This window comes from Microbacterium sp. NPDC056044 (assembly GCF_042267145.1).
Lineage (GTDB): Bacteria > Actinomycetota > Actinomycetes > Actinomycetales > Microbacteriaceae > Microbacterium.
Window position 1 is genome coordinate 302,451 of sequence record NZ_JBHJWZ010000004.1, and the last position, 20,245, is coordinate 322,695.

17 protein-coding genes are annotated in these 20,245 nt (G+C 73.3%); 9 read left to right on the top strand and 8 right to left on the bottom strand.

Features of this window, described 5'->3' with window-relative positions:
• The first annotated feature begins 50 nt into the window (after positions 1–50).
• The 4 genes from manA to ACFC1I_RS13265 all read left to right on the top strand — a co-directional run bounded on the left by manA (position 51) and on the right by ACFC1I_RS13265 (position 6,090).
• The gene (gene manA, locus ACFC1I_RS13250) at positions 51–1,199 is read left to right on the top strand and encodes a mannose-6-phosphate isomerase, class I (RefSeq protein WP_376010040.1); all 1,149 of its coding nucleotides are present in this window, start codon (positions 51–53) and stop codon (positions 1,197–1,199) included.
• Positions 1,200–1,396: 197 nt separating this feature from the next.
• Positions 1,397–1,723 (top strand): WhiB family transcriptional regulator, encoded by a 327-nt coding sequence (locus tag ACFC1I_RS13255; protein ID WP_376010043.1) that lies wholly within the window; start codon positions 1,397–1,399, stop codon positions 1,721–1,723.
• Between the two features lie 87 nt (positions 1,724–1,810).
• Positions 1,811–4,687, top strand: a complete 2,877-nt coding sequence (locus tag ACFC1I_RS13260; RefSeq protein WP_376010045.1) for a glycosyltransferase — start codon at positions 1,811–1,813, stop codon at positions 4,685–4,687.
• Positions 4,684–6,090, top strand: a complete 1,407-nt coding sequence (locus ACFC1I_RS13265; RefSeq protein ID WP_376010047.1) for a DUF5719 family protein — start codon at positions 4,684–4,686, stop codon at positions 6,088–6,090. Before ACFC1I_RS13260 ends, ACFC1I_RS13265 begins: the two co-directional genes overlap by 4 nt.
• Positions 6,091–6,109: 19 nt before the next feature.
• Here ACFC1I_RS13265 and ACFC1I_RS13270 read toward each other — a convergent pair whose 3' ends face one another.
• Complete coding sequence (locus ACFC1I_RS13270) at positions 6,110–6,550, bottom strand: metallopeptidase family protein (RefSeq protein ID WP_376010049.1); 441 nt, start codon at positions 6,548–6,550, stop codon at positions 6,110–6,112.
• Positions 6,551–6,655: 105 nt separating this feature from the next.
• Between ACFC1I_RS13270 and ACFC1I_RS13275 the strand changes: the two genes are divergently transcribed.
• Positions 6,656–6,862, top strand: a complete 207-nt coding sequence (locus tag ACFC1I_RS13275) for a DUF3499 family protein (RefSeq protein WP_376010052.1) — start codon at positions 6,656–6,658, stop codon at positions 6,860–6,862.
• Positions 6,863–6,884: 22 nt separating this feature from the next.
• Positions 6,885–8,384: an adenosylhomocysteinase gene (gene ahcY, locus ACFC1I_RS13280; protein ID WP_376010054.1), complete on the top strand. Its 1,500-nt coding sequence runs from the start codon at positions 6,885–6,887 to the stop codon at positions 8,382–8,384.
• Positions 8,385–8,399: 15 nt separating this feature from the next.
• On the opposite strand, the gene ACFC1I_RS13285 is transcribed toward ahcY, so the two are convergent.
• Positions 8,400–9,245 carry an RDD family protein gene (locus ACFC1I_RS13285; protein WP_376010056.1) on the bottom strand — a complete coding sequence of 282 codons (846 nt, stop codon included), beginning with the start codon at positions 9,243–9,245 and terminating at the stop codon, positions 8,400–8,402.
• A gap of 16 nt (positions 9,246–9,261) precedes the next feature.
• On the opposite strand from ACFC1I_RS13285, the gene ACFC1I_RS13290 reads away from it, so the two are divergent.
• From ACFC1I_RS13290 to katG, 3 genes are all read left to right on the top strand, one after another.
• The gene (locus ACFC1I_RS13290; protein ID WP_376010058.1) at positions 9,262–10,257 is read left to right on the top strand and encodes a stage II sporulation protein M; all 996 of its coding nucleotides are present in this window, start codon (positions 9,262–9,264) and stop codon (positions 10,255–10,257) included.
• A 65-nt stretch (positions 10,258–10,322) separates the two neighbouring features.
• Complete coding sequence (locus ACFC1I_RS13295; protein WP_376010061.1) at positions 10,323–10,808, top strand: Fur family transcriptional regulator; 486 nt, start codon at positions 10,323–10,325, stop codon at positions 10,806–10,808.
• A gap of 42 nt (positions 10,809–10,850) precedes the next feature.
• Positions 10,851–13,163 carry a catalase/peroxidase HPI gene (gene katG, locus ACFC1I_RS13300; protein WP_376010064.1) on the top strand — a complete coding sequence of 771 codons (2,313 nt, stop codon included), beginning with the start codon at positions 10,851–10,853 and terminating at the stop codon, positions 13,161–13,163.
• A gap of 75 nt (positions 13,164–13,238) precedes the next feature.
• Here katG and aqpZ read toward each other — a convergent pair whose 3' ends face one another.
• From aqpZ to ACFC1I_RS13330, 6 genes are all read right to left on the bottom strand, one after another.
• Complete coding sequence (aqpZ, locus tag ACFC1I_RS13305) at positions 13,239–14,036, bottom strand: aquaporin Z (RefSeq protein WP_376010067.1); 798 nt, start codon at positions 14,034–14,036, stop codon at positions 13,239–13,241.
• 288 nt (positions 14,037–14,324) lie between these two features.
• The gene (locus tag ACFC1I_RS13310) at positions 14,325–15,626 is read right to left on the bottom strand and encodes a DUF58 domain-containing protein (RefSeq protein WP_376010069.1); all 1,302 of its coding nucleotides are present in this window, start codon (positions 15,624–15,626) and stop codon (positions 14,325–14,327) included.
• A 12-nt stretch (positions 15,627–15,638) separates the two neighbouring features.
• Entirely contained in the window at positions 15,639–16,652 is a 1,014-nt protein-coding gene (locus ACFC1I_RS13315) for an AAA family ATPase (RefSeq protein ID WP_376010072.1), read from the bottom strand.
• Complete coding sequence (locus ACFC1I_RS13320) at positions 16,649–17,842, bottom strand: DUF4350 domain-containing protein (RefSeq protein ID WP_376010076.1); 1,194 nt, start codon at positions 17,840–17,842, stop codon at positions 16,649–16,651. Before ACFC1I_RS13320 ends, ACFC1I_RS13315 begins: the two co-directional genes overlap by 4 nt.
• On the bottom strand, positions 17,839–18,525 hold the full coding sequence (locus ACFC1I_RS13325) for a DUF4129 domain-containing protein (RefSeq protein WP_376010078.1): 687 nt from the start codon (positions 18,523–18,525) through the stop codon (positions 17,839–17,841). The genes ACFC1I_RS13320 and ACFC1I_RS13325 overlap by 4 nt, the downstream gene beginning before the upstream one ends.
• Entirely contained in the window at positions 18,516–20,024 is a 1,509-nt protein-coding gene (locus tag ACFC1I_RS13330; protein WP_376010081.1) for a glycerophosphoryl diester phosphodiesterase membrane domain-containing protein, read from the bottom strand. The genes ACFC1I_RS13325 and ACFC1I_RS13330 overlap by 10 nt, the downstream gene beginning before the upstream one ends.
• Between the last annotated feature and the right edge of the window lie 221 nt (positions 20,025–20,245).

The window sequence follows — 20,245 nt, forward strand, 5'->3', positions numbered from 1 at the left end:
GGCATATGCGCCACGGCGGGCTGCTCACCCCGCCTGGCTAGGCTGTTCGGGTGCTGATCCCGCTCGCGAACGACCCACGCGATTACGCCTGGGGCTCGACTTCCCTGCTCGCCGATCTCGAGGGGCGCGACGCGTCCGGACGCCCCGAAGCCGAGGTGTGGTTCGGCGACCACCCGGGCGACCCGTCCGAGACGGGCGACGGCCGCACGCTCGACCGATGGATCGCCGACGACGGCGCCGCATCGGGCATCGACGCGCCGCTGCCGTACCTGCTCAAGCTGCTGGCCGCAGCATCCGCCCTCTCCATCCAGGCGCATCCGTCGAAGGCGCAGGCCGAGGCGGGCTTCGCGCGCGAGGAGGCCGCGGGCATTGCCCGCGACGCCGCCGACCGCACCTACCGCGACGCGAACCACAAGCCCGAGCTCATCGTCGCGCTGAGCGACGAGTTCCGCGCGCTCGCGGGTCTTCGCGATCTCGACGCGACGCGGCGCCTCATCGCCACGCTCGGCGAGGGTGCCGCTCCGCTCGCCGAGCGGCTGGAGGGGGCGGATGCCTCACTCTCGGCCGTCATCGGCTGGCTGCTGTCCGACGGGGCCGACGCCGCGCGCGACGTGGTCGCGGCCGCCGTCGCGGCCTCTTCCGACGAGTTCGCCGCCGAGCTCGCGCTCGCGCGGACGTTGGATGCTGCGTTCCCCGGCGACCCCGGAATCGTCGTGGCCCTCCTCCTGAACCTCGTCGTGCTGCGTCGCGGCGAGGGCCTCTTCGTTCCCGCGGGCGTGCTGCACGCGTACCTCGACGGGCTCGGCGTGGAGCTCATGGCAGCCAGCGACAACGTGCTGCGCGGAGGCCTCACTCCCAAGCACGTCGACGCGGCGGAGCTCGTGAGCGTGCTCGACGGCACCCCGGGGCTGCCGCCGGTGATCCGGCCGCGCGAGGTCGCGCCGGGCGTGCGCCGATATGACGTGCCGGTCGCCGACTTCGCGCTGCTCGCCGTCTCGGCGGACGCCGACACGGTCGACGTGGCGCTCGAGGGTCCGGCGATCGCGGTCGCGACGGCGGGAGCCGTGTCGGTGTCGGGGTTCGCGACCGGCGCCTCCGCCGCGCTCGCCGCGGGCGCCGCCGTCCTCGTCACGCCGGACGAGGGCGGGGTTCGCGTGTCGGGTTCCGGAGACCTCTTCATCGCCCTTCCCGGACGCTGAACCGCCCGCCCTCATCGCCTCGTCATCGGTTTCTCATCGGACCGTTATCGAGAGCGACACCCGGTCGGCGCGTCGTGAAGGTTCAAGAGGCGGTTGAGCGTTTACTATCTGCGACTTGACCTCGTCGAACTACACCGGTGTAATTAGCCGTACAACACGCACCAGCGTGGAGCAGGATCACGGGGGGTGAGAACGACATGACGGTTTCGCAATTCCGTTCCGGCGTTCCCGACGACTGGTTCGTCGATCCGGTTCAACTGGGGGTTCCGGGGGTACGTCGCAACATCGATGCGGAAGAAGGCAATCCGCTTGCTTGGCAGACCGACGCGCTTTGCGCGCAGACCGATCCGGAGGCGTTCTTCCCCGAGAAGGGCGGCTCCACGCGTGATGCGAAGCGCATCTGCACGTCGTGCGACGTGCGAGGCGAATGCCTCGAGTATGCGCTGCAGAACGACGAGCGATTCGGGATCTGGGGCGGTCTCAGCGAGCGCGAGCGTCGCAAGCTGAAGCGTCGAGCGGGCTGACGCGCTCGCCGGTCGGCCGGTTCGATCCGGCCGACCCGGCGCGTGCACCCGGCGTGTCCTGCGAGCGCGACCTAGGCTGACCAGGACATGCCCACCGCCACGTCCAACACCGTGACCTCGAACCGCATCCACGCCATTCTGGTGGTTCGCCCCGACGGTCGTACCCCGGCGGCGTTCCACCTCAAGCGCACCCTCGCGGCGCTCCGCGAGCAGACGCGTCCCGTCGACCTGCTCACGATCGTGGTGTGCGGCGGAGACGAGCATCTCTTCGAGATCGCGGATGCCGCGGGCGCCGAGTTCGTCTTCCGCGCCGGCGCGTCGACCGCCTACGCCGCAGCGACCGCGCTGGTCACGCCGCGTCTCGACGGCGACGCGGTGTGGCTCCTCGCGCAGGACACGGCGCCCGAGCCCGACGCGCTCGCGCGCCTCGCCGGCGCGCTCGAGCTGTCGCCCTCGGTGGCCTTCGTCGCCCCCAAGCTCGTGCGCTGGGACGACCGCACCGAGATCGTGTCGCTCGGGGTGGGCATGACGCGGTACGGCAGGACGATCGGACTGGCCGACGACGAGCTCGATCAGGGGCAGCACGACGCCAGGGAGGACGTGCTCGGCGCCGATGTCCGCGGCATCCTGGTGCGTACCGACGCCTGGAACCGGCTCGGCGGTCTCGATCGCGGGTTGTCGGGCGCCGACGAGGGGCTCGACCTCGGCGTGCGAGCGCGCCTGGCGGGCGGGCGCGTGTCGCTCGTGCCGAGCGCCCTGGTCGCGACCATGGGTGACGGGGTCGCGGGACTGCCCACGCCGCTCACGCCGCAGCGGCAGCGCCGCGCCGCGTATGCCGAGCGCGTCGCGCAGCTGCACCGCCGGCTCGGCTACGCGCCCGCCGTCGCCGCGCCGCTCCACTGGCTCACCATCCTTCCGCTCGCGCTGTGGCGCACTGTCGTGGACCTCGCCCGCAAGCAGCCCGGGCGCATCACCGCAGAGTGGGCGGCGGCCGCCGTCGCCCTGGTGCGGCTGGTGCCGGTCTGGCGCGCCCGTCGCGGCATCGCCCGTTCCCGCACGGGGTCGTGGGCGCAGATCGCACCGCTGCGCACCACACGAGCGGAGCTGCGCGAGCGGCTCGACGAGGACCCCGAGGTCGCCCTGGGCGGTCACCGTCGCACCGACCTGAGGTTCTTCGTCGGCGGCGGGGCGTGGCTCGTTCTCGCGGCGCTCGCGCTCTCGGTCGCCGCGTTCCCGGCGCTGCTGGCGTGGCCGGTGCTCGGCGGGGGAGCGCTGCAGCCCCTCGCGACCACCGTCGGGCAGCTGTGGCACGACGCCGCGTACGGCCAGCGCCCCCTCGGCCTCGACACGATCGGACCCGCCGACCCGTTCTCCGCGGTGGTGGCAGTGCTCGGCTCGCTGTGGGCCTGGGCGCCGTCGCGGGGCCTGGTGCTGCTGTGGCTGCTGGCGCTGCCCCTTGCGGCCCTCGGCGGATGGTTCGCCGCGACGCGGGTCACCGAGCGGGCGCCCCTGCGGCTGCTCGGCGGTGCGCTGTGGGCGCTGTCGCCGACCCTGCTCGTCGCCCTGACACAGGGACGCCCGACCGGCGTGATCCTGCATCTGCTGCTGCCGTGGCTGTTCTACGCCGGCGCCGTCGCGCATCGCTCGTGGGCGGGTGCCGGGGCGGCGTCGATCCTCCTCGCCGGCGTGCTCGCCACCGCACCCTCGCTCGCGCCCGCGATGCTGGTGGTGTGGGTCGGTGCGGTGCTCGTCGCCGTCATCGTCCGGGCTGGCCGGGGCGTGGCCCGCCTGATCTGGACGCTCATCCCCACGGCCGCGCTGGCGCTTCCGCTGGTGTGGAACGCCCTCGCGAACGGGCAGGCGTGGAGCCTCGTCGCCGACCCCGGCGTGCCGTGGGGCGGCCCCCAGGTCGCCGCCGATGGTGCCGGCCGCGCTCTGCTGGCCGCGGGCATCCCCACTCCCGATCTCGCCGGCTGGACGACCCTGCTGCCCGACGGGCCGACGTGGTGGGTGCCGCTCTTGAGCGTGCCGCTCGCGCTGCTCGCCCTGGCTGCGCCGCTCACGCAGCGCTGGGCAGCCGGCATCGCGCTGCTCGCGATCACCGCCCTCGGCGTCGGCACGGCGTTCGCCGCGGTGGGGATCTCGGTCGCGTTCGTGCAGTCGACCACCGTGCCGCTGTGGCCGGGCACCGGGCTGAGCCTCGCGTGGATCGGCGGCGTGGGCGGCGCCCTCGTGGCGCTCGACGCCGGCCTCGCGCCGCGCCTCGCCCTGGCGCGCGGGATCGCCGCGGCCCTCGTGTTCGTGGCCGCGGTGGTGCTCGCCGTCCCGTCGCTCACCGCGTTCACACGTGGCGCGGCCACCATCGCGGACGGTCCTGCGAGCACGCTCCCCGCCTTCGTCGCGGCGGAAGGACGCGAGGACCCCGACGTCGGGACCATCGTGCTCACGCCCCAGGCGGAAGCGGGCGTCGCCGCGCAGGTGGTGTGGGGCGCCAGCGAGACGATCGGCGGACAGACCACGCTGCAGTCGACGCGCACCGAGGCGACCCCGCAGGACGACGAGCTCGCCGAGCTCGCGGCCGACCTCGTCACTCCGTCGTCGCAGGATGCCGTCGGCCAGCTCGCCGACCGGGGCATCGGGTTCATCCTGCTCGCGCCGAGCACGCAACCCGAAACGGATGCCGCGCGCACGATGCGCCTCTCGGCCATGACCGCGCTCGGCCAGCGCGACACGCTCGTCGTGGTGGGCGACACGGCCAAGGGCGAGCTGTGGCGCGTCGTCGACGACATCTCGCCGCGACCGGGGCAGGCAGCATCCGTCTCCTTCCTCAGCAGCTGGATCGCGTTCGGGCAGTTCGCGATCTTCGGCATCGCGCTGCTGCTGGCCGTGCCGACCGCCGCCTCGATCCGCGAGGCCCGGCGCACGCCGCGCGTCGTGGGACCGCACTGGCAGGAGGGCCGATGAGCGACCGACGCGTGTTCCGCTGGGCGACGACGAGCGCCCGCCTGCTGATCGGCACCGCAGTGTCGGTGCTGGCGGTGGTCGCGGTCGTGACCGCGGTGTCGGTGCCGTGGCCGACCGTCGTGCGCGAGCCGCTGAGCGTGCCCGCGACGCCGGCGCCCGCCGCGTCCGTGCTCGCCTGCGACGGCGGGCTCCTGACGATCGGGCGCAACCCCACCGCGGCGTCGACGGTGACCCTCGCCGCGCCGCAGTCCGTCGTCGGCGGTACCGCCGACGGCGGGGGAGCGGCCGAGCAGCAGCTGATGACGACAGGCGTCGGGCCCGGACCGCTCGCGTACACCGCCCAGCCGAACGGCGACCAGAGGGTCGACATCGCCGCGACCGGCGCCGCGACCGCGAACGCCGACGACCTCTCGGGCTTCGCGGCCTCGGCGTGCCGCCCGCCGCTCCTCGACTCGTGGCTGGTCGGCGGGTCGGCAGCGACCGGCGCTGCCGACCTGGTGCTGCTCGCCAACCCCGGTGCGGTCCCGGCGACCGTTCAGCTGACGGTCTACGGCGTCGACGGGCCCGAGACCCCGCTCGGCGGCACCGACCTGGTGATCGCCCCCGGCACGCAGCGCGTCGTGCCCCTCGCGGGGCTCGCGCTCGGTGAGGAGACCCCGGTGGTGCGCGTCTCCGCCGTCGGCGCCCCGATCCACGCGTCGCTCCAGGCGAGCATCACGCGCACGCTGACCCCCGGCGGGGTCGACCAGGTGGGTCCCATCGCGCACACCGAGAACCGGCAGGTCATCACGGGCATCACGGTCACCCGCCCGACCGACGCCGACGGCGCGGCGAACGAGACGACCGTGCTGCGGATGCTGTCGCCGTCGCTTCCCGCCACGGCCCGCGTATCGGTCACCTCGGCCGGCCGCACCGATCCGATCGGCGAGGCCCAGGAGGTGTCGCTCGAGGCGGGCAAGCCGCTCGAACTCGCCCTCAGTGGACTCACACCGGGCGCCTACACCGTCACGGTCGACTCGGACGCCCCCGCGGTCGCCGCTGTGTGGCAGGCGACCGGCGTCTCGGAGGGCGACGACTTCGCCTGGTACACCCCGGCGCCCGAGGTGGCGGTGCCGTCGCTGTTCGCGACTCCCGGCGGGCCGACCCCGTCGCTCACCGTCGTGAACCCGACCGACGAGCCCGTGACGGTCGACGTGACCCCGACGGACGGCGATTCGGCGCTCAACCTCACCGTGCCTGCGAACGGGTCGGTCGCGGTGCGCCTGGCGACCCGCAGCCTGTACGTGCTGGATCCGCACGCCCCGGTGCGCGCGGGACTGTCGTTCACGGGCGACGGGGCGCTCGCCGGAGTGCCGGTGTGGCCCGCCGACGTCGTGACGCCGGAGATCGTCGTCTACCCCTGACGATGGCTCGGGCGGCGGTTCAGAAGTAGCGGAAGCGCTCGGGGCCGAGGTCCCACGGGTCGCGGTCGAGGTACTCGGCGGCGGCGCGGAAGACGGCACCCTCGACGAGCATGCGCCGGTGCAGCTCGTCGTCGCGGTGCATGTGGCTGAGGCGCTCGATCGGCAGGCGGTACAGGATGATGCGGCCCGCGTCGGGAAGGACCGTCCACCGGGGGATGCCGTCGTCGTCGGTCGCGGCGGGCATGTCGGCCACCTCGAAGCGCACGTCGCGCAGCTCGGGCCAGGCGGAGCGCAGGAACTCGGCAGCGGTGCCGACGGACAGGTCGAACCGGTCGACGCGGGTGTCGAGCGGGGGCAGCGGCGGGCGGACGACGGAGCTGCGCCCCTCGCGCCCGTGGCGTCCGTGACGGGACGCGCGCTGCGGCGCGCGCTCGCTGGTCCTGCTCCGACGCCACGCCATGCCCCCATCCTAGGTCTCGGTCGGGGCGCCGGACCGGCGCTTCGCCTCCCGCACTGCGGCGCGGCATCCGTTCCGATGTCGCGGGGGCGCGATAGCGTCTACCCGATGCGCGAGAGAGTCTGCTCCAAGGTCGGATGCGCCCGTGAGGCGGTGTCCACGCTCACCTACGACTACGGCGACCAGATGGCGGCCCTCGGCCCGCTCGGCGCCGCCGGTGATCCGCACGCGCACGACCTCTGCGCCATCCACACGGAGCGCCTGTCGGTGCCCAAGGGCTGGGTCGTCGTCAGACACGAGACCCTCCGCGCCTGACCGGGCGTGGGAGAATGGCCGGATGCCGACCTCCACGCCTGTCGCCACGCCTGCCGACTCCACGGTCACCGCTCCTGCTGAGCGCTTCGAGTACGAGGTCGCCGACCTCTCGCTCGCCGCAGCCGGTCGCCATCAGCTGCGCCTCGCCGAGAACGAGATGCCGGGGCTCATGGCGCTGCGCGACGAGTTCAGGGCGTCGCAGCCGCTGAAGGGCGCGCGCATCGCCGGGTCTTTGCACATGACGGTGCAGACCGCGGTGCTCATCGAGACCCTCATCGCGCTCGGCGCGCAGGTGCGCTGGGCGAGCTGCAACATCTTCTCGACGCAGGACGAAGCGGCAGCGGCCGTGGTCGTCGGCCCCACCGGCACGGTCGACGCCCCCGCGGGCGTCCCGGTCTTCGCGTGGAAGGGCGAGACCCTCGAGGAGTACTGGCGCCTCGCCGACCGCATCTTCGACTGGACCGCCGAAGGCTTCGACGGCCCGAACATGATCCTCGACGACGGCGGCGACGCCACCCTCCTCGTGCACAAGGGCGTCGAGTTCGAGAAGGCGGGTTCGGTTCCGGATGCCGCCGCCGACGACTCCGCCGAGTACCGGATCGTCCTCGAGACGCTCCGCGCCAGCCTCGCACGCGACCCGCAGCGCTTCACGCGCATGGCGGACGGCCTCCTCGGCGTCACGGAGGAGACCACCACGGGCGTCCACCGTCTGTACGAGCTCGCAGCATCCGGCGATCTGCTGTTCCCCGCGATCAACGTGAACGACTCGGTGACGAAGTCGAAGTTCGACAACAAGTACGGCATCCGCCACTCGCTGCCCGACGGCATCAACCGCGCGACCGACGTGCTCATGGGCGGCAAGGTCGCGTTCGTGTGCGGTTACGGCGACGTGGGCAAGGGCGCCGCCGAGGCGCTGCGCGGCCAGGGCGCGCGCGTGATCGTGAGCGAGGTCGACCCGATCTGCGCGCTGCAGGCCGCGATGGACGGGTACCAGGTCGCACGCCTCGCGGACGTCGCCGACCAGGTCGACATCCTCATCACCGGCACCGGCAACAAGGACGTCGTCACGACCGACGACCTCCTCAAGCTCAAGCACCTCGCGCTCGTCGGCAATGTCGGCCACTTCGACAACGAGATCGACATGGCGGGCCTAGAGTCGCTCGAGGGCGTCGAGAAGATCGAGATCAAGCCGCAGGTGCACGAGTGGCGCCTGCCGACCGGCCGCAGCGTGCTGGTGCTGAGCGAGGGCCGCCTGCTCAACCTCGGCAACGCGACCGGTCACCCGTCGTTCGTCATGAGCGCGTCGTTCACCAACCAGGTGCTCGCGCAGCTCGAGCTCTTCACCAAGCGCGACGAGTACCCGACCGCCGTCTACGTGCTGCCGAAGCACCTCGACGAGAAGGTCGCGCGCCTGCACCTCGACGCCCTCGGCGTGCAGCTGACCGAGCTGACCCCCGACCAGGCGTCGTACATCGGCGTTCCGGTCGAGGGCCCCTACAAGCTCGAGCACTACCGCTACTGAGCGCGGCCCCCGGGCTCAGCGCTCGGGGAAACCGCGCGGCGGCGACGACACCGGGCCCGCGAGGGCGTCGGCGCGCGCGGTCTCGAGCCGCAGCGCCCGCAGCTCGCGCTCGCGGCGCACGGCGACGACCCCGATGAGGAAGGTCTCGGGGTCGACGGACGGCACCGGTGAGACGTGGTCGGCGGCTTCGCGGGCGAGGGATGCTGCGACCCGCGCGCGTGCGGTGGGCTCCATGCTCGCCGCGGACCGGGCGAACTGCGCCAGGCGTCGCGAGAGGCGCTCGGGCAGACGCGCGACGTCCGCGACGGCGGCCCAGTCCGCGAGCTGCGGCGGAACGCCGAGCTGCGGGTCGGGCAGGCGCGGGGTGCGGGTGCGCTCGGAGTAGGTGCCGGCGAGGAGGTCGCCCAGGCGCTGCGAGCGCGGCGTGAAGGCGCCGACGAGCGCGGCGACGGCGCCGACGGTGAACCACAGCTCGAACACGCCGACGAGGGCGCGGATGAACGCGTGACGGAATCCCGAGGCGCCGCCGTCGCTGCGCACGATGCGCCCGCCCACGGCGAGCTTGCCGAGGCTGCGGCCGTGCGTGGTGGTCTCGACGACCGTCGGGATCACGACCATGACGAGCACGAGCAGCACGATCGTGAAGATCGGCAGCGCCGCCTCGTCGAGGGCGCCGATCCCCGCGAGCCAGGTGATGCCCCACGCCAGCAGCAGGAACACGACGACGCCGAGGATCATGTCGATCAGCACGCCGAGTGCGCGCATGAAGAAGCCGAGCGGCTGCACGTCGAGGGCGACCGCCTCGCCGGTGAGCACCTCGTCCTGGTGGATGTCGATGATCGTGGGCTGGTCGGCGGGCATGGCTACAGTAAAGCGCATGGACCTCGACGCCCTGACCGCCGCTCGGCGCGAGGAATGGGCGCGGCTCGACGAGCTGAGCCGTTCCCGCCAGCTCTCCGGCCGCGAGGTCGACGAGCTCGTCACGCGGTACCGCGCGGCCTCCGCCGACCTCGCCGACGCGAAGACCTCCGCGGGGCGCAGCGTCCAGGGCGACCACATCTCCACCATGCTCGGGCGCGCCCGGCTGAAGCTCACCGGTGCCCCCGAGAACGCCATGCGCCAGATCCCGCGCTTCTTCGCGCTGCAGCTGCCCGCCGCGCTCTATCGCGTGCGGTGGACGACGCTCACCATCGCGATCGGCTTCGTGATCGTGATGGTCGCCGTCGCGCTGTGGGTTTCGGGGGACCCGGCCCTGGTCGCGAGCCTCGGCAGCCAGGCGCAGCTCGAGCAGTACGCCGAGAACCAGTTCACCGACTACTACAGCGAGAACCCCGCGGCCGTCTTCGCCGGCACGGTGTGGACCAACAACGCCTGGATCGCCGCGCAGTGCGTGCTGTTCGGCATCACCGGCATCTGGCCGATCATGGTGCTCGTGCAGAACGCCGTCGGCGTGGGCACCGCGGCGGCGGTCATGACCGCGTTCGACCGCGGCGACGTCTTCGTGCTGTACATCCTGCCCCACGGCCTGCTCGAGCTGACGTGCATCTTCGTCGCGGGGGCGGCGGGCCTGCAGATCTTCTGGGCGTGGGTCGCTCCCGGGCCGCGCTCGCGCGGCGAAGCGCTCGCGGCCGCAGGGCGGTCCCTCGCGACGATAGCGATCGGCCTCGTGATCGCCCTCGGCGTCTCGGGCGTGATCGAGGGCTTCGTCACGGCGCGGCCGTGGCCGTGGCCGGTCAAGATCGGCATCGGCGCGACGGCGCTCGCGCTGTTCCTCGCCTACATGCTCGTGGTCGGGCGCCGCGCGCACCGGCTGGGCGAGACCGGAGACCTCACCGAGTACGAGGCCGGCACGCCCACGCTCGTCGCAGGGTGAATTCGCGGGGTGGATGCTGCGTACCACTGTTTTGAGTGACTCAAAACAACGGTAGGCTCGAAGCCATGACCCCGCACACCGCCGTCGATGCGCGCGCCCTCGACAGCGCGACGCGTCTGCGTGCCGCGGGGCTGCGGGTCACCGACTCCCGGCGTGCCGTGGTCGAGGCGCTCATCGAGCGCCCGCACTCGAGTGCCGACGCACTGTTCGCCATCGTCGCGCGCACGATCCCGGGCACGAGCCTCCAGTCGGTGTACAACGCCCTCGGCGACTTCGTCGACGCCGGCGTCGCACGCCGCATCGAGCCCGCCGGTCGTCCCGGCCTGTTCGAGCTGCGGGTCGACGACAACCACCACCACCTCATCTGCTCGCAGTGCGGCGCCGTCGAGGACGTCGACTGCGCGGTCGGTGCGGCGCCGTGTCTCACGCCCTCCGACGCCCACGGCTACGCCGTGCAGGTGGCAGAGGTGACCTTCTGGGGCGTCTGCCCCGCGTGCGCGGCCGTCGCCGACGCCGGGCCCGGCGCACCGGTCGAGGCCGCAGCATCCTGATCCTGTCCGACTCTCAGAGCCCATCCCGATTGGAAGGAAGCCATGACTGACAACAACGACACGATCCCTGAGATCGGCGACAACCCCACCGACACCGACCAGGCGGTCACCCCGATCGACACGCCGGTCGACGAGCGTGCCGACGGCGAGACCCGCCCGCGTCCCAACGAGGACGAGGGCGCCTGCCCCGTCATCCACGGCGGTCAGCCCCACCCGACCACGGGCAACGCCAACAGCGTGTGGTGGCCCAACCAGCTGAACCTCAAGATCCTGGCGAAGAACCCGGCCGTCGCGAACCCGCTCGGTGAGGACTTCGACTACAAGGCCGCCTTCGAGGCGCTCGACCTCGCCGCGGTCAAGGCCGACATCGCCGAGCTGCTCACCACCTCGCAGGACTGGTGGCCGGCCGACTTCGGCAACTACGGCCCCCTCATGATCCGCATGGCGTGGCACAGCGCCGGCACCTACCGCGTCACCGACGGCCGCGGCGGCGGCGGAGCCGGTCAGCAGCGCTTCGCACCGCTGAACAGCTGGCCCGACAACGTGTCGCTCGACAAGGCGCGCCGCCTCCTCTGGCCCGTCAAGAAGAAGTACGGCCAGTCGCTGTCGTGGGCCGACCTCATGATCCTCGCCGGCAACGTCGCGCTCGAGTCGATGGGCTTCGAGACCTTCGGCTACGCCGGCGGCCGCGCCGACGTGTGGGAGCCGGACGCCGACGTGTACTGGGGCCCCGAGACCACGTGGCTCGCCGACGAGCGCTACTCGGGCGACCGCGACCTCGAGCGTCCGCTCGCCGCCGTGCAGATGGGCCTCATCTACGTCAACCCCGAGGGCCCGAACGGCGAGCCCGACCCGCTGAAGTCCGCGCGCGACATCCGCGAGACCTTCGGCCGCATGGCCATGGACGACGAGGAGACCGTCGCCCTCATCGCCGGTGGCCACACCTTCGGCAAGACGCACGGCGCCGGGCCCGACACCCACGTCGAGGACAACCCCGAGGCTGCCGGCCTCGAGATGCAGGGCCTCGGCTGGAAGAACAACCTCGGCACCGGCCACGGCGACGACACCATCACGTCGGGCCTCGAGGTCACGTGGACGTACCACCCCACCCGCTGGGACAACGAGTTCTTCCACATCCTCTACGCGTACGAGTGGGAGCTCATGCGCAGCCCGGGCGGCGGCCACCAGTGGCGCCCGATCAACGGCGGCGGCGCCGACATGGTGCCCCTCGCGCACTCGAACGGCCGTCGCGAGCCCCGCATGCTCACGAGCGACCTCGCCCTGCGCACCGACCCGGCGTACGACGCGATCTCGCGCAAGTTCAAGGACGACCCCGAGGCGTTCGCCGACGCGTTCGCGCGTGCCTGGTTCAAGCTGACGCACCGCGACATGGGCCCGATCGAGCGCTACCTGGGCGCCGAGGTGCCGGCCGAGGAGCTCATCTGGCAGGACCGCGTGCCCGCGGTCGACCACGAGCTGATCGACGCGGCCGACGCGGCGGCGCTCAAGGCGCAGGTCCTCGACAGCGGCCTGAGCGTCGCGGAGCTCGTCGAGACCACGTGGGCCGCAGCATCCTCGTTCCGCGGCAGCGACAAGCGCGGCGGCGTCAACGGCGCCCGCATCCGCCTGGCCCCGCAGAAGGACTGGGAGGTCAACAAGCCCGCCCAGCTCGCCACGGTGATCGCGAAGCTCGAAGAGATCCAGGCGTCGTTCAACGACGGCCGCACGGACGGCAAGAAGGTGTCGCTGGCCGACCTCATCGTGCTCGCCGGCAACGCCGCGGTCGAGAAGGCCGCGAAGGACGCCGGCGTCGACGCCGAGGTGGTCTTCCACCCGGGGCGCACCGATGCCACGCAGGAGCAGACCGACGTGGAGTCGTTCGCGTTCCTCGAGCCGATCACCGACGGGTTCCGCAACTACTACGGTCCCCGTGCGTTCATGCCCGAGGAGCACCACCTCATCGACCGTGCGAACCTGCTGACGCTCTCGGCCCCCGAGCTCACCGTGCTCGTCGGCGGCCTTCGCGTGCTGGGTGCGAACTGGGACGACTCCGACTACGGCGTCTTCACCGACCGCGCCGGTGTGCTCACGAACGACTTCTTCGTGAACCTGCTCGACCTCGGCACCACGTGGAAGCCGCTCGACCCGGGCAAGCACGCCTTCTCGGGTTCGAAGGACGGCTCGGGTGAGCCTGTCGGCATCGGCACGCGCGTCGACCTGCTGTTCGGCTCGAACTCGGAGCTCCGCGCCGTCGCCGAGGTGTACGCCTCGGACGACGCGAACGAGAAGTTCGTGCGCGACTTCGTCAAGGCGTGGGGCAAGGTCACCGAGCTCGACCGGTTCGACCTCGTCTGACCCGCACGGCGACGCAGAAGAGCGGCCCGTCCCCGGATGGGGGCGGGCCGCTCTCTTTGCGTCGTTCGCGAGGGCCTACTCGACGCGCGCCTCGGCCTGCACCGGGGGCAGCGTGCCCTTGGGCTCGAAGAGCGCACGGTGCAGGAGGCCGGCGATGAGTCCGCCGACGATCGGGAACACGATGAACACCCACAGCTGCGACAGCGGGCCGGCGCCGCCGTAGATCGCCGCCGCGATCGAGCGCGCCGGATTGACCGACGTGTTGTCGATCGGGATCGAGATCAGGTGGATGAGCGTCAGTGTCAGACCGATCGCGAGCGGCGCGAGCGCGGCCGTCCCGCGCGTCGAGTGCGTGACGCCCAGGATGACGAGCACGAAGATCGCCGTCAGCACGATCTCGGCGATGATCGCGGCGCCCAGCTCGAAGCCGCCCGGCGAGCCGAACTCACCGGTGCCGTAGCCGTTCGAGGCGAAGCCCGAGTCCTGCGCGTTGGCGAGCCAGTTGTTCGTGCCGAAGATGCCGATCAGCACGATGACGGTGGTGCCGAGCGCGCCGCCGATCACCTGCGCGATGATGTAGCCGATCGTGTTCTTCCACTCGAAGCGGCCCGCCGCGGCGAGGCCGAGGGTGATCGCCGGGTTGAAGTGGCCGCCGGAGATCGGCCCCCACGCGTACGCGCCCGCCACGACGGTCAGACCGAAGGCGAGCGAGACGCCGACGAAGGCGATGCCCAGCGGATTGCCCTCGGCGTCGGCCGGGAACTGCGCCGCGAACAGAGCCGCGCCGACGCCGCCGAAGACGAGCAGAAACGTTCCCAATGCCTCCGCGACGAGCCTGTTCACCGTGGTGGGCGGGATGGTGGTATCCGACATGGCGGACTCCTTTCCTCGCCGCGAGGCTAGCGCCATGTTCAGCGGATTCCCAGGAAGCGCGCGCGGAGTGTCCGCGGATAACGCCTGATCTCCCAGAGTTTCGCCGGCGGTTCCGGTGTTCGTTCCCACCCGCTCCGGATCGTGGATGCTGCGCCCCGAGGCATCGGCCCCCTCCAGGTGCGTCACCCTTCGGCCGTTTGTCCGGGTTTGGGGCGCGTGAGTGACGTTTGGGGCGCGCGGCACGCGCCCCAAACGTTCGCGGCGCGCCCCAAACCCGAAGCCGCGGGATCAGAGACGCCCGGCGGCCTTGAGTGCGAGGTAGCGGTCGGCGATCCGGGGCGGAAGGGCCTCGGGGGTCGCGGCGATCGCCTCGCCACCCGCCCGGCCGATGGCCGCCGCGACGACGGCCGCGTCGTGGGCGCTCTGCTCGACGGCGGCCGCGTGGTAGACGTCGGCGGCGTCGGGGCGGTCGGGCAGGGGATCCTGCTCGTCGGTGACGGCGCCGACCAGCACGTGTGCGCCGCGGGCGAGTGCGGGCAACGACCCGAGGAAGCCCCGCGCGGCCTCGGCGGCGTCCTGCGCAGTGAGCAGCACCACCAGCGACGGGCGCGAGGTGAAGGCGCGCACCTGCGCGAACGCGGCGTCCCAGTCGGTGTCGATCAGCTGCGGCTCGACGGGCGCCATCGCGTCCACCATCGCCGGCAGCAGGCCCGGTCCGTCCACGCGGGTGACGCGGGCGCGGATCGTCCGGTCGAACATCAGGAGGTGCACGTGGTCGCCCGCCCGGGTCGCGAGCGCCGCGAGCAGCAGCGCCGCCTCCATCGCGGCATCCATCCGCACGCCGTCGCCGACCCGCGCGGCGGCCGTGCGTCCGGTGTCGATCACGATCACGACGTGCCGGTCGCGCTCGGGGCGCCAGGTGCGCAGCATGGTCGTGCTCGAGCGGGCCGTCGCGCGCCAGTCGATCGAGCGCACGTCGTCGCCGCGCACGTACTCGCGGAGCGAGTCGAACTCGGTGCCCTGGCCGCGCACCTGCACGCTCGTGTTGCCGTCGAGCTCGCGCAGCCGGGCGAGTCGCGAAGGCAGGTGGCGGCGCGCGGTGAAGGGCGGCAGCACGCGCAAGGCCCCGGGCTCGTCGAGCCGACCCTGGCGTCCGGCGAGACGCAGCGGCCCGTCCGAGCGCACCACGACGAACCGCGACCGCAGCTCGCCGCGGCGGCGGGGGAGCAGCGGGATGCCGATCGTCCGGGCTTCGCCGGGCGGGATCGTGACGGCGGCGCGCTCCACCGGCGCGCCCGCGGTGGGCTGCCAGGCGTCGCGCACCCGTCCGCGCAGGGTGCGCTCGCCGGCGTTGTGCAGTACGAGCTCGGCGACCACGGGCTGACCGAGGAGCACGCGCCGAGGCATCCGTCGCGTCACCGTCATCCGGCGCGGATCAGGTGCAGCCGCCGCATCGCCGAGGGCGGCGATCACGCACAGCAGCACCCAGCCCGCGGCTGCGAGCCACGCGTCGACGCCCGCCGTCGAGAGCAGCACGACGGGCAGCGCTCCGAGCGCGAGGAGCAGCGGCAGACGACCGGTGACGTACATGTCGGCGCCGGGTCAGATCGGGACGCGGGTCTGCTGCAGCACCGAGCCGAGCACGGCGTCCACCGAGACGCCCTCGAGCTCGGCGTCGGGGCGCAGCCGGATGCGGTGACGCCACGTCGGCAGCAGCATCGTCTGCACGTGGTCGGGCGTGATCGCGGGGTAGCCGCCGAGCCACGCCCACGCCTTCGAGGCCGCGAGCAGGGCGGTCGCGGCACGCGGGCTGACCCCGAGCTGCACCGACGGGCTGCGGCGCGTGGCCTGCGCGAGGTCCACGACGTAGCCGAGCACGTCGTCCGAGACGGTGACGGATGCCGCGGCCCGCTGCGCCGCGCGGATCTCGTCGGCGGTGGCGGCACGGCGCAGCCCGGCGCCGGCGAGGTCGCGCGGATCGAAGCCGCTCGCGTGGCGGCGGAGTACCGCGAGCTCGGCATCGCGCGCCGGCACCTCGACGATGAGCTTCAGCAGGAAGCGGTCGAGCTGCGCCTCGGGCAGCGTGTAGGTGCCCTCGTGCTCGATGGGGTTCTGCGTCGCGGCGACGAGGAACGGGTCGGGCAGCGGACGGGTCACACCGTCGGTCGAGACCTGGCGCTCCTCCATCGCCTCGAGCAGCGCCGCCTGCGTCTTGGGGGGAGTGCGGTTGATCTCGTCGGCGAGCACGACGTTCGTGAAGACCGGACCCTCGCGGAACTCGAACTCGCCCGTCTTCGCGTCGTACACGAGCGAGCCCGACACATCGCCGGGCATGAGGTCGGGCGTGAACTGGATGCGCTTGGTGTCGAGCCCCAGCGCCGTCGAGAACGCCCGCACGAGGAGGGTCTTCGCGACGCCCGGAACACCCTCGAGCAGCACGTGGCCGCGCGACAGCAGCGCGATCAACAGTCCCGTCACCGTGCCGTCCTGGCCGATCACTGCCTTGCCCACCTCGAGACGCACGCGGTTCATCGCCTCGCGGAGCGCCGCGTCGTCGTGGGTGGCGGGCTCCGCCGCGGCGGGGGCGGCGTTCGCGGTGGCGGGCGTGTCCGTCATCGGGGGTTCCTTTCGGGGCGGACGGCCGCACGGACGGCGTCCTCGAGATCTCTCAGGCGGGTGCTCAGGGCGACGAGGTCGGCGTCGCCGCGGGGGATGTCGTCGATCAGGGTGCCGCGCACGGCGCGCCGGTCGAGCCCGGTGCGGCCGGCGGCGGCGTCGGCGATCTCGGGGGCGGCGGCGTTCGCCGCGAGGCCGAGGAGCGCGGCGATGCGGCGCAGCGCGCCGATGCGGAGCCGGTCGGCGGCGTGCAGGGGATCGCCGGCGCGCGCGTACAGGCGCGCGCGACCCTCGGTCGTCTCGGACGCGCGCACCGTCACCGGCAGGCGCTCGGCGACCAGGGGCCCGAACCGGCGGCCGCGCCAGATGCCCGCGGCGATGCCCGCGACGAGCAGCAGCACGATGACCGCGCTCACCCACGGCGGCGTGAGATCGCCGATCGAGGGGGTCGTGTCGGCGAGGTCGGTGTCGCCGAGGCCCGGCACGTACCAGACGACGAGCGGATGCCGCCCCATGAGGTTGACCGCGAGCGCGGCGTTGCCGTTCTCGGTGAGGTGCTCGTTGGCGAAGAGCGGCCGGGCGTCGATCGCGGCGACGCGTCCGCCGTCGGAGGAGTCCACGAGGAGTCCGAACGCATCGCCGTCCGGGTAGCAGCCGGTCGCGTCGCCCGCACTGTAGACAGCGCCGGGGGAGACGGCGCCGGCGCGGGCCGCGTCCTCGACGTCGCAGCCCGGTGCGATCGGCGCGACGGGCGCGACGCCGGCGGGCGCCGAGCCCGGCAGGAGCAGCTCGAGCGTGCGTGCCCGCGGTTCGATCAGCACGATGTCGGCGGCCCCGGCGACGAGCTCGGCGAGGGCCTCGTCCGACAGCGCCGGCGCGTCGGGGAGCACGAGCGTGGCGGGCCCGGTGGCGAGCGCCTCGGCCGCGGCGGTGCGGTCGCGCGCGACCTGCACGTCGACACCGTGGTCGCGGAGGATCTCGGCGAGCGCCCGGGTGCCGCCCGGTCCGGTGGAGTCCGGGTCGAGCGCATCGCGCTGGGCCCACTGGTTCGCCGCCGACACCGCGCCGCCGATCCCGCCGATCACGAGCAGGGCGAGCCCGATCGAGACCCACGCAGCGATCCGGCGGCCGCGCCGGGGTGCAGCATCCGGCGTCGCCCTCTCGGGCGGGGTGGCGGTCGTCGTGGTCACGCGGGGACCTCCTCGCGCGCGACCGCGCGAGCCGCAGCGACGGCGTCGTCGGTGGATGCGACGAGACGGTAGAGGTCTTCGGTGCCGGGGCGGCGCAGGTAGCGGACGTCGTCGAAGGCGGCGGCCGCCGCTTCGAGGCGGGGCGCGAGCGCGGGGAAGGCGGCGCCGGCGGCGCGCGCGAAGGCGTGCACGGTCGCGCCGGGCGGCGGGTCTACGACGCCGCGTTCCAGGCAGCCGCGCGCGAGGGCGCGGAAACGCAGCACGATCGCCGCGTCCCAGTCCGACGCGCGGGCGCGCTCGGACGCGGCCTCGCGCAGATCGGCGGCGGAGCGGTGCTCGTCCTCGCCGAACAGCAGCGGCGTCCGCGGCGCGGCGCGCCGGGTCACCCGCGGCACACCCCACAGCAGGAACGCCGCGACGATCACGACGGCGACGACGAAGGCGGCGACGAGGGCGAACGTCGAGCCCCAGCCGCCCGAGAGGTCGGGGTTGAGCAGCGACGCGATGAAGTCGCCGACAGCGCGCGCGATGCGGTCGAACGGCGTCGGCTCGGCGATGTCGTAGGCCGGGTCCGACAGCTCCTGCTCCGCCCACCGCCGCGCCTCATCGCCGTCCGGCGTGAGCGGCGGGACGGCGTCGGCGGCGCGCGCGAGCGCGCGGAGCACGGCGGGGGTCAGGCCCACGGCGACTCGCGGTCGGCGCCGTCGGGCGCGGCGCCGGGTGCGGCCCAGCGGGTGGGGGACTGCTCCTCCGCGGGCGGCGGGGTCGCGGGGTCTGCGGCCGGGGCAGCGGCCGGGGCGGCGGGCGGCTGCGCGGGCGCCGGGGCGGCGGGCGCGGGCTGCGCCGGCGCACCGTACGCGGGCTGCTGCGCCGGCGCACCGTACGCGGGCTGCTGCGCGGGTGCGCCGTACGCGGGCTGCGCGGGGTGGCCGGGCTGGCCGGGAGCGCCGTAGCCGGGCTGGGCGGGAGCGTCGTAGCCGGGAGGCACCCCGTACCCCGGGGGCGGGCCGTAGCCCGGCTGCGCCTGCGAGGTGGAGAACACCGCGCCGGCCGGTGCCGGCGGGTACCCCGGCGCCGCGTATCCCGGCGGGTAGGGTGCGTAGCCCGGCGCCGGGTAGGCGCCCAGAACACCGCGCGGCGCGATCTCACGCCCGATGTGCTCGCGATAGGGGTCCGCGAGGGCGGTGGCTCCGGCATCCCGTCGCTCCACGTAGGCGAGGAGGTCCAGGTCGAGTCCCTCGCGGCGCATGCGGCAGTCGATGTAGATGAGGGCGGTCGCGGTGGACTGCACGACGACGGCGACCGACTGCAGCAGCAGCGTGAGCACCTGCGTGAGGAGCGTCGCGGCGAGGAAGCCGATGATGGCGGTCGGCTCGGGGTCGCCCGTCGGCGCGATGATCGTGGTCAGCCCCATCGAGAGGAAGCTCATCGGCAGGCTCACCACCTGCGCGACGGCGGCGAAGATGACGCTGATCACGAGGATGATGCCGAGCGTGGGCCAGAAGCGGCGGCGCGTGAGCGTCCACGAGCGCGACAGCGCCTGGAGGATCGTGGCGTGCTCGACGATGATCGTCGCCGGCACCAGCAGCAGCTTGATCATCAGCCACCAGTACAGCGGGATCGACGCGACGATCACCAGGATCGTCAGCGCGATGCCCGCCACGGGCGCGGCGAGCGCGATGCCGACGAGGGCGAGCGCGACCACGGCGATCAGCGCGATCACCGCGAGGATGACGAGCAGCGAGTACCCGATGAGGCGCCACGCGATCGGCTTGACCTGGCGCCAGAGCGCGCCGAGCGTGAGCTTCTCGGCCACGGCGGCGTGCGTCACCTCGATGACCACGATGCCCTGCACGATGACGCTGAGGGCGCCCGCGGCGAGCGAGAGCACGATGCCGGCGACGGCGGTGAGGGCGATCGATCCCGCCATCACGGTGTCGTACTCCTCGGTGCCCGGCCGCAGCGTGTCGAGGCGCGAGAACGACGCCCACCCGATCGCGAGCACGCCGGCCAGCACCACGATGTAGGCCAGCGTCTGCACGACGAGGGCGAAGCCCAGCAGCACGCGCGGGTTCTGGCGCAGCGCCGAGAACGAGCGGCCCAGGATCGTGCCGAACGACAGCGGGTGCAGCGGGATGATCCCGGGGCGTGACGCCGGCGTCCAGTCCGGGTATGCGGACACGATTCCCCTCTCGGTCGGCGGCGCGTCGCGGGCGGTGCGGCGCGCGGGCGCCGCGCCTTCAGGACGGCGCTTGCCCCTATCGTTCCACATCGAGCGGATGCCGCAGCCGCCGCCTGGATGAGGCTCTCGGCATACGTTCGGGCGAGCTTCGGCCGGTCCGCTGTCCTGGTCGACTACTCTGTGGGGAGCGCATGGGGACGCGCACGTCGTCCTCTGCGCCT

Coding starts and splice junctions, on each gene's coding strand:
- ACFC1I_RS13255 (WP_376010043.1), top strand. CDS start 1,397: ATGACGGTTTCGCAATTCCGTTCCGGCGTTCCCGACGACTGGTTCGTC.
- ACFC1I_RS13260 (WP_376010045.1), top strand. CDS start 1,811: ATGCCCACCGCCACGTCCAACACCGTGACCTCGAACCGCATCCACGCC.
- ACFC1I_RS13265 (WP_376010047.1), top strand. CDS start 4,684: ATGAGCGACCGACGCGTGTTCCGCTGGGCGACGACGAGCGCCCGCCTG.
- ACFC1I_RS13270 (WP_376010049.1), bottom strand. CDS start 6,550: ATGGCGTGGCGTCGGAGCAGGACCAGCGAGCGCGCGCCGCAGCGCGCG.
- ACFC1I_RS13275 (WP_376010052.1), top strand. CDS start 6,656: ATGCGCGAGAGAGTCTGCTCCAAGGTCGGATGCGCCCGTGAGGCGGTG.
- ahcY (WP_376010054.1), top strand. CDS start 6,885: ATGCCGACCTCCACGCCTGTCGCCACGCCTGCCGACTCCACGGTCACC.
- ACFC1I_RS13285 (WP_376010056.1), bottom strand. CDS start 9,245: ATGCCCGCCGACCAGCCCACGATCATCGACATCCACCAGGACGAGGTG.
- ACFC1I_RS13290 (WP_376010058.1), top strand. CDS start 9,262: ATGGACCTCGACGCCCTGACCGCCGCTCGGCGCGAGGAATGGGCGCGG.
- ACFC1I_RS13295 (WP_376010061.1), top strand. CDS start 10,323: ATGACCCCGCACACCGCCGTCGATGCGCGCGCCCTCGACAGCGCGACG.
- katG (WP_376010064.1), top strand. CDS start 10,851: ATGACTGACAACAACGACACGATCCCTGAGATCGGCGACAACCCCACC.
- aqpZ (WP_376010067.1), bottom strand. CDS start 14,036: ATGTCGGATACCACCATCCCGCCCACCACGGTGAACAGGCTCGTCGCG.
- ACFC1I_RS13310 (WP_376010069.1), bottom strand. CDS start 15,626: ATGTACGTCACCGGTCGTCTGCCGCTGCTCCTCGCGCTCGGAGCGCTG.
- ACFC1I_RS13315 (WP_376010072.1), bottom strand. CDS start 16,652: ATGACGGACACGCCCGCCACCGCGAACGCCGCCCCCGCCGCGGCGGAG.